Origin of the sequence: uncultured Ruegeria sp. (assembly GCF_947500045.1) — a bacterium.
Taxonomy (GTDB): Bacteria; Pseudomonadota; Alphaproteobacteria; order Rhodobacterales; family Rhodobacteraceae; genus Ruegeria.
Genome location: NZ_CANMQQ010000007.1, coordinates 218,396 through 231,231 on the forward strand (window position 1 = coordinate 218,396; position 12,836 = coordinate 231,231).

Below are 12,836 nucleotides of genomic sequence, written 5' to 3' on the forward strand. Positions count from 1 at the left end.
TTTTCCGCTTCCGCTGATGGCCAATTCGAAATGCCACAGAGTGATACAATCATTCTTTTTGAAAAACTCAATATCGCTGTGATTAACTCGGGCAACGAGACACCAGCAACGGCTATGATTACCGCAATGGAAGCGGATGCCGATGTTAAACGAATGCGTCCCGAGTTCTACTTGTTCGCCAGCAACATGCTGGAAGATCGCTACGCGGCCTGGGTACGCGAAGGGTTGCATATTCTCGCAGAAGGCGCATTGGGCATTGGTCAACCAAATCCGATTGCGGTCGGAATTCGCCCAGCCTCCGAGAACAGCTCAACCTGGGGTATTCAAGCGGTGCGCGCAGATCAGTCGACCTACTCTGGGCGAGGGATAAAAATAGCCGTTCTAGATACAGGTTTCGATCTGACACATCCTGATTTTCAGGGGCGCAATGTTACTGCGCGTTCGTTTGTATCTGGTGAGACTGTACATGACGGAAACGGCCACGGGACGCATTGTATAGGCACAGCCGCTGGGCCCCGGGATGCCGAGGGCGAGCCACGCTATGGCGTTGCTTACGAGGCGGATATCTATGCCGGCAAAGTGCTGGGAAACAACGGGTCCGGGCGCGAAAGCGATATCTTCGCAGGAATGAACTGGGCGATTACGGAAGGCTGCGAGGTGATTTCCATGTCGCTGGGCCGACCGACCTCGGTTGGAGAGCCTTTCGATCCGATCTACGAGGATATCGGGCTGTCCGCCTTAGATGCAGGCTGCCTGATCATTGCAGCAGCAGGCAATGAAAGTCGCCGCCAATTCAATTTCGTCGCGCCTGTCGGCTCCCCTGCGAACGCACCCTCGATTATGGCGGTCGCCGCTGTTGACGAAAAGTTTCGCGTAGCGAATTTCTCGTGTGCGGGGATAAATTCGGGTGGTGGAGAGATCAATCTCTCAGCTCCGGGCGTCGAAATCCTGTCGTCTTATCCAATGCCACGGCGTCATGGTCGCAGCAACGGGACATCCATGGCATGCCCTCATGTTGCAGGTGTCGCCGCTCTACTAGCCCAGTCTGACACAAATCTGCGCGGAACCGCACTATGGGACGCACTGCGCCGTTCCGCAGTCGACATTAGTCTGCCGATCCGAGACGGTGGCGCTGGCCTCGTGCAGGCGCCGATTTCATCCTCCCCCGTTAACGCATAGCCTTGCAGTTCCTGTCTTGAAATTCTAACCCTGCCAAGCCACTTTGAAAGGCAGGGTTAGTCAAAGGATACAGGGACCTTGTCAGAGCGGAAAATCGTGGTGATGATCGATAGAGCAAAGCGCGACAAGATTGCCGACATTGTCGACGCTTTGACGCATGTCGGCATGACAGTCGAGCGTAAGCTTGACAGCATCGGATTGATAACCGGTCACGCCGATGGTCAATCAATTCCCGAGCTGGAGTGCGTCGATGGAGTCGCCTCGCTTCGTGATGAAGGCGTTATGTACGCAATCGGCAATCCTGAAGAGTAGCTATTACCTGAAATTCCTGCTGAGCCTAACTTCACTATTTGACCCGTTCCGACAACTCAGGCTCTGGGCTCATAGCCAATAAATAACAATGGCTACGACTGAAATCGGGAACATCTGGATGCCTTGGTTTTCTTACCGACTGGCCCAGAGCTACCGTCGACCACTAACCGAGATGCTGAGGTCGCAGCGCACATTGCCGACATTCATCGCACCCGCAAACTTTGAGGCTGCGCGAAATATAGATATGCGGACAAAGCTACCATTGTACTTGCTCCAACGAGTGTCAGCATTGCATTTACAATCGGATGTTACAGGTTCTTTCATCGGGTAGTTTCTGCAAACATGACTTCGACGTCGAGAGCTATAGAATTGGAATACAATGGACCGCAGAACCTTCACCAGTTTGTCCGCCGCAGCGCTTTTATGCGCTCCTCGCCAGATCTCAGCCCAACAACCGCAGCATGTCACGATTATTGGGGCCGGTAGCGCTGGAATGACAGCGGCCTATCACCTAACGAAAGCAGGCATACAAACTCAAATTCTAGAAGCGGCAAACGACTGGGGAGGCCGCGTCAAACGCCTGTCTGGCTTTGCTGATGTGCCCCTCGATCTAGGGGCAGAGTGGATACACGACGATCCAGGTGTTTTAGGACGCATCTTGGGACAAGGCGAAACCGACCTGGGGGTCAGGACAATCGACTATCGGCCCCAGACTTATCAATTCTGGCACAAAAATCAGCTGAACGACTTCAATGCGCTTCGGAACTTCTATCAAGAGGTCAAGTTTTACGACACAACTTGGTACGGATACTTCGAAAAATTTATCTTACCTGCTGTCAATGATAAGGTCGCCTTGGGTGCCGTGGTTACACAAGTTGCGGCGCAAGGAACCCATCTATCCGTTCGTCTCAGCGATGGTCGAACCCTTGAGACCGACAAGGTATTGGTCACGGTTCCGTTGTCGGTCCTTCAACGCGGACAGATCACGTTTTCAGATGAGCTCACGCCTCCGGACATGGCTGCACTTCAGGACATCGACTACGGTTCAGGTTTCAAAGCATTCCTGAGGTTCAATCAACGCTTCTATCCAGACATTTTATTTGAAGGCTCTCGCGCCAGCGTATTGGCCGACACATGGGCAGAAAAAATCTACTACGACGCAGCTTTTGGCAAACCAACCCGCCAGAATATATTGGGTCTGTTCTCTGTCTCAGAAGGGCCAACACGTCGGTCAGTTCTTGCTGATGACGCATTGATCAACGACATCCTTACTGAGTTAACAGAAATATTCGGCGAAGTCGTCAGGGACACGTATGTTGGAGGCGTGGTCCAGAATTGGAGCGCAGAGAGGTACATTCTGGGCAGTTACTCGATGGAGAATAACAGCGGCTATGATGTTGGTGATATCCTGAAACCTGTGGCAGGCAAGGTGTTCTTTGCTGGCGAAGCATTGGGAGGCGACGCGCAATCCACAGTTCATGGTGCAGCGTTTTCCGCGATCTCGGCCGTGGATAAAATGCTTGCATAGTTAGGGGCACCAATTGGCCAGAAAGCTATTTGTTTACAGTTTCCAATCCCATAAATGTAGTCATATGCGAGTATAGCGGACATTCGCGTATGGTGCAGAATTTGACGGATTGGACTCTGAGCCGAACTCAGGGATTGCGCAACATCTGGCTTGTCGGCCTGATTTTCATACACTCGGCACAATGCGCTTTTATCGGAGCGAAATTTGGTTAACCTCTCATCATGACGGCAAAAGATATCAAGTCGATGCAGCTCTACCCCCGGGCGGAGCGAATTCTAGTCGATCTGGCCCAATCGGGATTTCCTGCCCAGGATCCTGTACCGGTCGACATTCTCAACCGCTTTGATCAGCTGCATTACCACGGAACCGACGCGCTCGACGTCGCGATCAAGACTTGCGGAATTAAACCCGGGCAGAAGATCCTCGAGATCGGATCCGGGTGGGGTGGGTGTGCGCGTTATATCTCGCATGCCTCGGGTGCGCATGTGACAGCAGTAGAACTTCAGGCCGACTACCATGCGGTTGGCAAAGCACTCACTGCACGTTCAGGGCTTTCTGATCGGGTGACGCATGTCCACGCGGACTTTCTGAGCTGGTCTGCGCCACAAGGCGGCTTCGACCATGTGGTCAGTTGGCTTGCGCTCTTTCATATACCGAAACGCACGGCATATCAGTCGCGCATCGTGGCGGCTTTGAAGCCCGGCGGTACGCTCTTTGTTGAGGATCTTTACGAAATCGCGCCACCTCCCGAAGAAGAAGCAGACGACTTCAAAGCGCACCTGTTTCCAAACTCGCTCGCGCCTCTGTACAGGTACAAGTCATCGCTAAGAACTGCAGGGTTGGACCTGCTGAACTTGGAAGACATGACATCAAACTGGGCGTCCTTTACCGCTGACCGGCTGATTGCTTTTCGGAAAAACAGGCGAAGCTACGAAGCTGTGCACGGCGTGGGCGGATATAGGATCATTGAGACGTTCTACATCAAAATGGCTGGCTATTTTTCGCGCAGTCTGGTCGGCGGTCTGCGCCTTCACGCCCGGCGTCAGTGAAGGCAACGGCTCGAACAGAATAAAGTAACGCCTGCAGCCTGGCAGGTGTTGAAGTCGGCTCAAAGGAGACCTTCACCGATGCGTCAAGACTACTTCGCAACTGCTCAAAAGCGGACATTCAAGCATCTTGCGGTGTATTGAGCTTTCACTGGGCAGGTCAAGCCGTCGTGCAGAAAAATCTGAGCGGTGGATCCAAACAACTTGGTTCACACGTTTGCTTGTGTATCATGCAAAAGGACAGTTCCGCCGCGCAGAATTACATAGTCCTTGGCGGTACTTCTGCGGAGTGTTGTTAATGTCCGCCATCGATGATCTCTCTTGGCCGGAAGCCTACAAAGAGCTTCTGCCACTGATAACTGACCGCTGGTCGGTAAAAGGTGAAATTTACTTTCACCAACGGCTAAGTGCAGGCAAGTCTGGCGCTCTTGTCTATATTGTCGACATCACATGCGATGCCTTCAGTGGTCAGGCAATTCTCAAACTAGACGCGCTTCCGGATCCAGAATGGGAAGAAAAGACTGAAAATCAAAGACACCTAGAAGCGTTCGAAGCAATACCGGCGTTCGGATCCAAACATCTGGCACGCATCGTCAACTCGCTGGAACACCAAGGTAAGATCGCGATACTTTCAACGGTCGTGGCGCAAGGGCTGGAATACTCTCTTCCTTGGAACGATTGTGGTTACGAGCTGGCTTTGAACGTCCTCCAGCGGCTCTCGCGAAGCCTTCTTGACGATTGGAATTCTGACTACCAGATGGCAACGGGTATGCATTCACCCCGGGAATTGCTCTCTGAATGGCTCGGATACAGACTGGATCCTGAGGCAGGTCGATTACACCGGTTCCTTTCCGATGTTTGCGGTCATGATCCAAAGGAGCGTTGCCTCATGTTTGAAGGACATTGGTATCCTAACCCAATGGCCTTCGCGTATGACGAGAATTTGCCAAGCCGTTTAAGCATCCGAGCGGCTAAAGGTCGATTACATGGAGATCTTCACGGCTACAATGTGCTGGTACGATCACATCAAAGCAGTGATCCCGACTATTACCTGATCGATCTGGCGCTTTACCAAGACAAGCAGTTCCTTTTTTATGATCACGCGTATTTCGAGTTGGCATATCTGTTGGCAAGACGCGGAAACTGCGTACCAGCTCAGTGGGATGCCATCCTTGATGATCTCGGGCTCTTTCATTCAAAACACCACACGTTGGGGCTTTGGCAGGACGACGTTGGGATCGTAGAGTTCGTCAGAACTCTGCGGCGTGGAGCGATGAGCTGGGTTGAACGCCATGAAAGCCATCGGTTAAGTTTTATGGAAAGCCAATACTTGCTGGCCCGCGTCGCAGTGGGCCTGAATTTCGCTCATAAGCACCTCAGTGTCAGTGCACGCAGTCACGCATTCTTGTATGCAGCGCACAATCTCAAAGACTATATGACACTTAACAACGTTGATTGGCCGCGGCACGGGCCGGTGTTCCAATTTCCGGCAGCGCATGAACCTTTATCCGGTTCGCAAACTGAGCCCGAAACTCTTGCACCGAAGACTGAGCCGCCAGCCGAAAAAGATCGCTTGTTTGATCGAATGGTCACTCAGCTTCCGGCACCGCAAAAGCCCGTAATCGCAGTATTACCCTTCGACAACCTCAGTGGACAAAGCGAAAGCAATGGCTTTGTGGCTGGCATCAACCAAGAACTTGTTACCGAACTTGCAAAGGTGGACTGGCTGTCGGTGGTCTCGCCAACGTCCACCAAACTACTCAAGGATGCTTCTTTATCCGGTGAAGAAATCGCGCAACGCCTCGGGGCACATTATTTAGTAGAGGGCAGTGTGCGCTATGATGACCAGCGCGTTCGCGTCACTGCCCATTTGGTAGATACATCAACTGGGCATGATCTTTGGGCAGATCGCCTGGATCACAAAATTGAGGATGTCTTTTCCCTGCAAGAGGAAATCGCCGCGGCCGTCGTCGGGCATATCGACTGGGAACTGCGGTTCGACTTGCGAGAGCAAGCCCGTCTGAAACGTGGTGAGGTCAATGTATGGGATAAGGTTCAAAAAGCTCTGTGGCATCTGTTCAAGTTCACCGACGAAGATACTCAAAAGGCAAATGACATTTTAACCAAGACTATCGACATGACGCCGGACTATGCGCTTGCGCATGCCGTCATGGCAAATGCTGAGCTTCGAAAGCTGTTTTTCGTCCAGGTTGATGACCGCAAAGGGGCAAAGGTACGTGCACTCTTTCACGCAGAGCGCGCTGTTGCCCTGGATGAACACAGTAGTTTTGCCCATGCCTCTCTCGCCCGGGCTTATACACTTTACAACCGATACGATGCTGCGATCGCAGAGGCAGAACTTGCAGTCGGCCTCAACCCAAGCGCAGCAAACGCTCACCTGGTTCTTGGGTATACGCGGCTCGCAAATGGGCAGGCGAAACAGGCACTGGAACATATTGAGACGGCAACCCGGTTTGGACCGTCCGGGCCGTACTTCAAGGTCAAATTGTTATCAAAAGCCATGTGCCTCTACCTCCTTGATAATCTGGAACAAGCTGAAGATTGCGCGAGAACAACATTGGAAGGAAGATCAGTTGGCCCATTCGGGCACTATGTCTTGGCGGTAATTCTGATACGACAACACCGCGTAGAAGAGGCCCGGCAGATCGTTCGTCAGAGCAAAGAGATTCGCCCCGACATGACATGTTCGCGCGTCCGCCTGGCATTCGAAAATCTTCAGAATGGTGATCTAAATAAGTTTGTCCGTGATCTTCGGGAGGCTGGCTTGCCAGAATGATCTTCGTCTCTGGCTGTTTGTTCAGCGCGGCAACGTATTCCAATTCAAAACGCACGACCCAATTCGATGCCAAACCCTGCTCTCTATCAACACGTGTATCAGTGAGGCGGATGGTCCGTAGCGGTTGGTCGAAGGTGAAACCGGGTTGCTATGAGAACGCCGCCGATTATCAGCACGCCGCCGACGCCTTGATAGACCTGAAGGTCCATGCCCCTTAGGGCCACGGCTTCGACAGTAACGAGTATCGGCACGAGATATGCAAACAAGGAAGCCGTCGACGCACCAACTTCGTGTGTGCCGAAATTAAGCAGGTGCAGGTAGATGGCACCCATGCCAACTCCAATAAAGAGAATAGAGCCCCAGACCTGCCAAGAGTAGTCGAATGGCTGAAGTGTGCCTACTTCGTGAATCACAACAAACGGCAGCAGAACGACAATGCCAACAACGAAAATAACGAACAAGCCTTCATCAGGCTTAGGGTGAATGTTCCATTTCTTAAGAAGAACTAAGTAGAACCCACGGCAGGCATTGGAGGCGATCATCAACAGGAAGGCGAGATGCGGGTCGAAATTGATTAGGTTTGAGAAGTCACCGCGAAATGCAAAAACCAGTGCACCAACGAGGGCGATCACAACACCCAGATACTGAACAGGCTGCAATCGCTCACCGAGCAATAGTGCCGAGAACAAAATCGTCAGTAAGGGTACACTGGTGTAACCGGCCCCAAGATCTATGAGATCATTTGAGCGCAGCGCAGAATAAACAAACCAAGGTGTGGCGACCACGCCAATGCAGGCAAGGACTGTAATACGGAGCCAACTGCCCTTGAAATGCTGGAACGGGTGGCTCTGTCCCCTCAGAACAAGTGGCAACACAAATATTGTTGCAATCAGGCAGCGCCAAAATGTTAGTGCAACCGGATGAACTTCATTGACGGCCAGATTACCGAACAAGAAGTTCCCGGCACTGATCAACATTGCAAGTAACAACGCTCCATAAGCCAGCGCAGGTCTATTCACCTTCATGATTGCATCAGAGCATGACCGGCTTTTCAAACAAAGCAACAATCGATGTGGCACTGGTTCCGTTGCAAAGTTTGCGGTTGTTCAGAAACCCACTTTTTGTGTCGATGGGTTAGGCAGCCAGTTCTGCGAACTGTAGAAATGGACAGAGTCCAGGCGGGAATTGGCCTTTGCGGATCATATGCGCGACTTCGATACCTGCAAGAGTTGCAGAGGCAGATTCATAAAGACTTGAAGCCAAGCATCGGGCGGGTTCGTCTTTTGATAAACCTGTGATCTTGTTCCACGATGTTGTTTAGGTATTTCCGTCTGACCATCTCGATCGGGAGCGGGCAACCAAATCCTTTGAGCATCTTGTTTATGGCCTTGATACCAGCTGTGTTGGCGCCGCTTTATTCCGGCGGTTGGATAGCATGAAGTCCAGGGTCTTGCCGTGTTTGTCGATCGCGCGATAGAGATAAACCCATTCACCCTTCACTTTCACATATGTTTCATCCATACGCCATGAACGGTCGGCAGGACGCTTTTTGTACCGCGAAGCATCAGCTACAAGACCGGCGTATCGGCTCACCCAGCGGTTCAGCGTCGCATGATCCAGTACAACGCCTCGTTCCGCCATGATTTTTTCCAAATCCCGATACGACACACCGTATCGGACATAGAAGAAAGCAGCTTACAAGATCACTTCTTTTGGAAAGTGTGCACCCTTGAATTAGATCGTCACGGTTTGCTCCTTTAATTTGGAGCACGCGCTGCCAAATCGACGCATAATCTGACAGATGGGAACAGAGTTTCCGACAGAACCGGGTAGAACATTGCTCGCTCAACCCCCCATACCATCACAACAAAGCTTGCATATACGGCAACGGCGGCGCGAATGGCATCCCAGAAAAGAGCAAGTTGTTTGTGCAAAACAACACCAACAGGCAGACCAATAGCACTAATCATCACCTGTTCAACCAACCTCTACTCGTACATTGAGGGCCAACAAACTGTACCAAATGGGCAGAGCATCTGCTTCACTTCTGCCCAAAAACGGTGCGGTGTTCACTCAAATAAGTGATTGCGGGTAGACCGGCAGGACAGTGACCAGCACATTGCCGGTTGTGACCTTAGCAAAATGGCGGAACAGCGAGGCAATCAGGCCACAGCGATCCTTTGAAGCAAACGTACTATCAGGTATGAGAGGACCGTTGTCGGCTCATATCCGCGGGCAATTGAAGTTCGCACAAGCAAATGGATGCCCTTAGATGCAATCTCTCCGTTTCTTACTCACTTGTTTCGCATGCTTGTTTTCTGGCGGAACACTTGCTCAATCTTCCGATGGGTCTGTCGCCGCGCTTTCATTGGAACTCAACGCGATGGAAGACGTCGATGGGGCCTGTAGGATGACCTTCCTAGCAAACAACCAAACAGGATCGCCTATAGATGAGGCTGTTTTTGAGACGGTAATATTCGACTTGGATGGAAGCGTCCTAAAGCTTTCGCTTTTCGATTTTCGCGCCCTACCTTCAGATCGCCCCCGTGTGCGTCAGTTTGACCTGCCAGGGATGTCTTGCGCTTCTGTCGGACGCGCATTGATTAATGGCGCAAATTCGTGCGTGATAAACGGCTCTCAAAGCAGTGTCTGTGAATCGGCCCTGACGCTCGACAGTCGAATTGAAGTGGAGCTGCTTGGATGAGTGTTTTGTCGTCTCTTCGGGAAATACTGACCCTTGGCGGACCCGTTGTCGCAATCCTGATTTTTATGTCGATTCTTACAGTGGCGGTCAGTCTTTACAAACTGTGGCAGTTCGCAGCTTGCGGCGTGGGGCGGCACAAGATTCTGTCGCAAGCATTGCAAGCCTGGGATGTGGGCGATCGGGCAACTGCGCGCACGCTTGTCTCCCAAAGTAGTAGCTATCTCGCGCCACTTGTAGAGACAGCGATGGATGCGCCGGATTCGCCAGATATTGACGCTCGGTTGGATGCGGAAGCCGGGCTTGCATTAGCTGGGTTAGAACGTGGCTTCCGCCTATTGGACACAGTTGCCCAACTCGCACCACTGCTTGGGTTGTTCGGGACTGTTTTAGGAATGATTGATGCCTTCCAAAGCCTTCAGTCAGCCGGATCCTCTGTCGATCCATCATTACTGGCGGGGGGTATCTGGGTTGCCTTGGTGACAACCGCAGTGGGTCTTGCAGTGGCAATGCCAACTTCGATGGTGTTGTCGTGGTTTGAAAGCAGAACTGCGCGTGAGCGGGTCTTTGCGAACAAAGCGCTGCGCACAATTCTGGTTCCAAACCAATCCATTAGTCCCGCAGTGGGCACGAACGAGGTTCTGAACGCTGAACATGCGTAACACGGCACCCTTTGTCAGACGCCCCATGTCGATGACACCGCTGATCGATGTCATCTTTTTGCTTTTGCTGTTCTTTATGCTGTCCTCGACCTTTTCGAAGTTCGCGGAAATCGAGATCAGTAGTACGACCGCAGGATCAACGACATCGGACGAACCGGTTGAGCGGATATTTATCCAACTCGGCGCTGAACGTTTGAGCATGAACGGTGAGGCAGTAACGCTGGATGAGCTACCCGCCCGGATCGGTGTCGGGCAAGCTCTGATTAGTCTTGATGTCGACGCATCAGCCCAGCGGCTCGTGGATTTGCTTGTCAGGTTGCGTGGTCGCAATGGATTGACCGTGACGGTGTTGGAGTAAATCGATGATCCAATACGTTCGCCAAAGCCGCAAACGAGATTCGACCATTCCTTTGATCAACGTCGTATTTTTGATGCTGATCTTCTTTCTAATCGCGGGCACACTGGCGCCACCGCTTGATCCTGAGCTAAATCTCGTCGACACTTCTGAACTGGAAGGGCGTGACCCGCCCGATGCGCTTGTTTTGAATGAAAACGGCGTTCTGAGTTTTCGCGGTCTACAAACAGACCCTGGGTCTTTCATAGCTAGCCATGGAGAGAACCCTGTAAGAATTGTCCCGGATCGCAATGTTTCGGGCCGGAGGTTGATGGAAGTGACCGGCGCACTTCGGCGGCAAGGCGCGCCATCGGTGTTCCTCGTCACTGAGCAGGCTCTGGAATGATCCGGAGATCGGCCATCGTCGCTGGGTTGGCTGGCTTGCTTTCGCTGTTATTGCACTATCTGGGGATCAGCTTTCTTGGCCCCGGTTTACCGGAGCTGCGATCCGAGGGCGACTCGGTCAGTTTGTTAGAGCTTGGCAACTCATTCGAAGATTTCACCGAAGCCACCACCGATCCAGTGCAACCAGAACCTGCGGAGGCACCCGAGCCTCCAGCAGAGGATCTTACCGAACCCGAACGCGCAGAAATACCTATAAGCGAAACGCTTGTAGCCTCCCCTGATCCAAAGCGGGTATCTTCCCCTGACATTGGTGCGCCGGTTGCACCGCAAACAGATGTACAAGAAGAAACACCAACCGAACCTGTGACGGCTTCAGAAGCCGAAGTTGTTGAGAATGAGGATAGATCCGTAACACCGCCCAACTCTCCGCAATTGGATCAACTGGCGGCTTTACCACCAGCCGACAGCCCAGCAGGGCCAGTAACTCCGCTTGAGGATTCAGTGGTCGATCCAGAAATTCTAAACACCGTAGTTGAACCTAGTTCTGAGGTGTCAGATGGGGCATCAGAACAGGCTGTTGTTGTTTCAAAACGCCCTCGCCTCCCGAGCCAAAGACCCGCGGCAGAGCTTCAAAACACACTTGATGGTTTCAGAAATTTCGACAATCTGCGTAACCCCGAACAAGTCGTGGAGTCTCCGTTAAAGTTGTATAATAGAGAAGGACTAGACCCATTCAGGGCCGGTAACAGTCGAAACCAATCCACGGGTCGCGGCGTTGGGAATTCCAATACCACAAACTATGCCGGCCAGGTTTTGATCCACTTGAACCAAACACCAGTAGTCTATGTATCTGTCCGTGGATTCGCTCAGGTGTTCTTCGAAATCAACCCAGATGGTTCATTGGCCTGGGTCGACATCGTCGACAGTTCTGGTTCACCTGAAATCGAACGCGCGGCGAAAGACCAAGTCGTCCGCGCCGCTCCTTTTCCTCGCCCGCCAAGTGGATCAAGTCGCAAGTTATCGTTTTATTATCAGAACGGCTAATGACGAGATAAGCCCGTCATTCATTGATCTTCAAGTTCCGCGGCTAGCAATGAGAAAAAGGTTGAGCAATCGATCTGGAGATCGGTTGAAGTGTGATTTAGCTGTTTGTGACTAAGTCGAGGATGGGTGCATCCAGTGTAGCTGAACATTTGCCTGCATTGAGCTCAAAGCAGTCGTAAGCGGATGTGTTGCAAACTTTTGACTGTTGACGCTCATGAGTGCTTCGGATGAATGGCTATCGAAATTTTGAAGTCGAAAGTCCGTTGATGATCTTATTTAAAGGCGCGCAATATCCGAAGGATGTAATCCTGTTCGCAGTGTTCTTTTACGTCCGCTACGGTGTCTCATATCGGGATCTTGAAGAAATCATGGCAGAGCGCGGGATTTCAGTCGACCACACCACACTGAACCGGTGGGTCACACGATATTGCGCGCCTTTAAAGGAAATCATGAATTGGCTTTCGACTTGATATGACCGGCAGTCATTCACGCGCTAATTCCGAAAGCGTCAATGGTCAAAAGTTTGCAACAGAACCCCACCCTGTCAGGAGGCCAGCCACCAAGTCATTGCGATGATCGTAGTGTTTTCCATGAAACACTGACTATCGTCTGCGAGATTACTGGTCAATCAAATGGTAGAAGGGGCTCGAGGCTGACGGCCCTGAGCTGCCCTTGGCCAGTGCCTCAAGATGCTGCGACGCGGCCCGTCAAAGCCGCCATTCGCTGCAGCGGCGAGATAGGAGGCCTGTCAAACTCACAGATTGCAGACAAATGCAGCCGTTTGATCTACCGCTATTGGGCGGCTCGAAACATCGGAAACAGGGGTGG

Annotated in this window: 12 protein-coding genes and 2 pseudogenes; 11 read left to right on the top strand and 3 right to left on the bottom strand. The window is 52.0% G+C overall.

Translation table 11 applies throughout. The features are described 5' to 3' along the window. Positions 1–30 precede the first annotated feature (30 nt). The 5 genes from Q1B46_RS13800 (at position 31) to Q1B46_RS13820 (ending at position 6,862) form a co-directional block, all read left to right on the top strand. Positions 31–1,179, top strand: coding sequence for a S8 family serine peptidase (locus tag Q1B46_RS13800; protein WP_299948889.1), 1,149 nt, complete (start codon positions 31–33; stop codon positions 1,177–1,179). Between the two features lie 102 nt (positions 1,180–1,281). Further along, positions 1,282–1,491, top strand: a complete 210-nt coding sequence (locus tag Q1B46_RS13805; RefSeq protein WP_299948891.1) for a hypothetical protein — start codon at positions 1,282–1,284, stop codon at positions 1,489–1,491. 379 nt (positions 1,492–1,870) lie between these two features. Continuing rightward, the gene (locus tag Q1B46_RS13810) at positions 1,871–3,019 is read left to right on the top strand and encodes an FAD-dependent oxidoreductase (protein WP_299948893.1); all 1,149 of its coding nucleotides are present in this window, start codon (positions 1,871–1,873) and stop codon (positions 3,017–3,019) included. A 245-nt stretch (positions 3,020–3,264) separates the two neighbouring features. After that, the gene (locus Q1B46_RS13815; RefSeq protein ID WP_299948895.1) at positions 3,265–4,068 is read left to right on the top strand and encodes a cyclopropane-fatty-acyl-phospholipid synthase family protein; all 804 of its coding nucleotides are present in this window, start codon (positions 3,265–3,267) and stop codon (positions 4,066–4,068) included. 295 nt (positions 4,069–4,363) lie between these two features. After that, positions 4,364–6,862 (top strand): tetratricopeptide repeat protein, encoded by a 2,499-nt coding sequence (locus tag Q1B46_RS13820; RefSeq protein WP_299948897.1) that lies wholly within the window; start codon positions 4,364–4,366, stop codon positions 6,860–6,862. 98 nt (positions 6,863–6,960) lie between these two features. Here the strand turns inward: Q1B46_RS13820 and Q1B46_RS13825 are convergent, their stop codons facing one another. The 3 genes and pseudogenes from Q1B46_RS13825 to Q1B46_RS13835 all read right to left on the bottom strand — a co-directional run bounded on the left by Q1B46_RS13825 (position 6,961) and on the right by Q1B46_RS13835 (position 8,847). Continuing rightward, complete coding sequence (locus tag Q1B46_RS13825) at positions 6,961–7,887, bottom strand: DMT family transporter (RefSeq protein ID WP_299948899.1); 927 nt, start codon at positions 7,885–7,887, stop codon at positions 6,961–6,963. A gap of 218 nt (positions 7,888–8,105) precedes the next feature. Beyond that, positions 8,106–8,539 (bottom strand): annotated as a pseudogene (locus tag Q1B46_RS13830) (IS6 family transposase); the annotation flags it as partial. A gap of 80 nt (positions 8,540–8,619) precedes the next feature. Beyond that, positions 8,620–8,847, bottom strand: a complete 228-nt coding sequence (locus tag Q1B46_RS13835; protein WP_299948901.1) for a hypothetical protein — start codon at positions 8,845–8,847, stop codon at positions 8,620–8,622. Between the two features lie 287 nt (positions 8,848–9,134). Between Q1B46_RS13835 and Q1B46_RS13840 the strand changes: the two genes are divergently transcribed. From Q1B46_RS13840 to Q1B46_RS13865, 6 genes and pseudogenes are all read left to right on the top strand, one after another. After that, positions 9,135–9,566 carry a hypothetical protein gene (locus Q1B46_RS13840; RefSeq protein WP_299948903.1) on the top strand — a complete coding sequence of 144 codons (432 nt, stop codon included), beginning with the start codon at positions 9,135–9,137 and terminating at the stop codon, positions 9,564–9,566. Then, positions 9,563–10,225, top strand: a complete 663-nt coding sequence (locus tag Q1B46_RS13845; RefSeq protein WP_299948905.1) for a MotA/TolQ/ExbB proton channel family protein — start codon at positions 9,563–9,565, stop codon at positions 10,223–10,225. Before Q1B46_RS13840 ends, Q1B46_RS13845 begins: the two co-directional genes overlap by 4 nt. Further along, positions 10,218–10,583, top strand: coding sequence for a biopolymer transporter ExbD (locus tag Q1B46_RS13850; RefSeq protein WP_299948907.1), 366 nt, complete (start codon positions 10,218–10,220; stop codon positions 10,581–10,583). Before Q1B46_RS13845 ends, Q1B46_RS13850 begins: the two co-directional genes overlap by 8 nt. 4 nt (positions 10,584–10,587) lie before the next feature. Beyond that, entirely contained in the window at positions 10,588–10,965 is a 378-nt protein-coding gene (locus Q1B46_RS13855) for a biopolymer transporter ExbD (RefSeq protein ID WP_299948909.1), read from the top strand. Then, a complete protein-coding gene (locus Q1B46_RS13860; RefSeq protein WP_299948911.1) occupies positions 10,962–12,008 on the top strand; it encodes a cell envelope integrity protein TolA in 1,047 nt (348 codons plus the stop codon). The genes Q1B46_RS13855 and Q1B46_RS13860 overlap by 4 nt, the downstream gene beginning before the upstream one ends. Before the next feature lie 266 nt (positions 12,009–12,274). Continuing rightward, positions 12,275–12,436: pseudogene (locus tag Q1B46_RS13865) on the top strand (IS6 family transposase); the annotation flags it as partial. Between the last annotated feature and the right edge of the window lie 400 nt (positions 12,437–12,836).

Bases quoted from the DNA above. Each gene is read 5' to 3' on its own strand.
- Q1B46_RS13815 (WP_299948895.1), top strand. From the start codon at position 3,265: ATGCAGCTCTACCCCCGGGCGGAGCGAATTCTAGTCGATCTGGCCCAA.
- Q1B46_RS13810 (WP_299948893.1), top strand. From the start codon at position 1,871: ATGGACCGCAGAACCTTCACCAGTTTGTCCGCCGCAGCGCTTTTATGC.
- Q1B46_RS13805 (WP_299948891.1), top strand. From the start codon at position 1,282: ATGATCGATAGAGCAAAGCGCGACAAGATTGCCGACATTGTCGACGCT.
- Q1B46_RS13860 (WP_299948911.1), top strand. From the start codon at position 10,962: ATGATCCGGAGATCGGCCATCGTCGCTGGGTTGGCTGGCTTGCTTTCG.
- Q1B46_RS13855 (WP_299948909.1), top strand. From the start codon at position 10,588: ATGATCCAATACGTTCGCCAAAGCCGCAAACGAGATTCGACCATTCCT.
- Q1B46_RS13825 (WP_299948899.1), bottom strand. From the start codon at position 7,887: ATGAAGGTGAATAGACCTGCGCTGGCTTATGGAGCGTTGTTACTTGCA.
- Q1B46_RS13800 (WP_299948889.1), top strand. From the start codon at position 31: ATGCCACAGAGTGATACAATCATTCTTTTTGAAAAACTCAATATCGCT.
- Q1B46_RS13850 (WP_299948907.1), top strand. From the start codon at position 10,218: ATGCGTAACACGGCACCCTTTGTCAGACGCCCCATGTCGATGACACCG.
- Q1B46_RS13845 (WP_299948905.1), top strand. From the start codon at position 9,563: ATGAGTGTTTTGTCGTCTCTTCGGGAAATACTGACCCTTGGCGGACCC.
- Q1B46_RS13840 (WP_299948903.1), top strand. From the start codon at position 9,135: ATGCAATCTCTCCGTTTCTTACTCACTTGTTTCGCATGCTTGTTTTCT.
- Q1B46_RS13820 (WP_299948897.1), top strand. From the start codon at position 4,364: ATGTCCGCCATCGATGATCTCTCTTGGCCGGAAGCCTACAAAGAGCTT.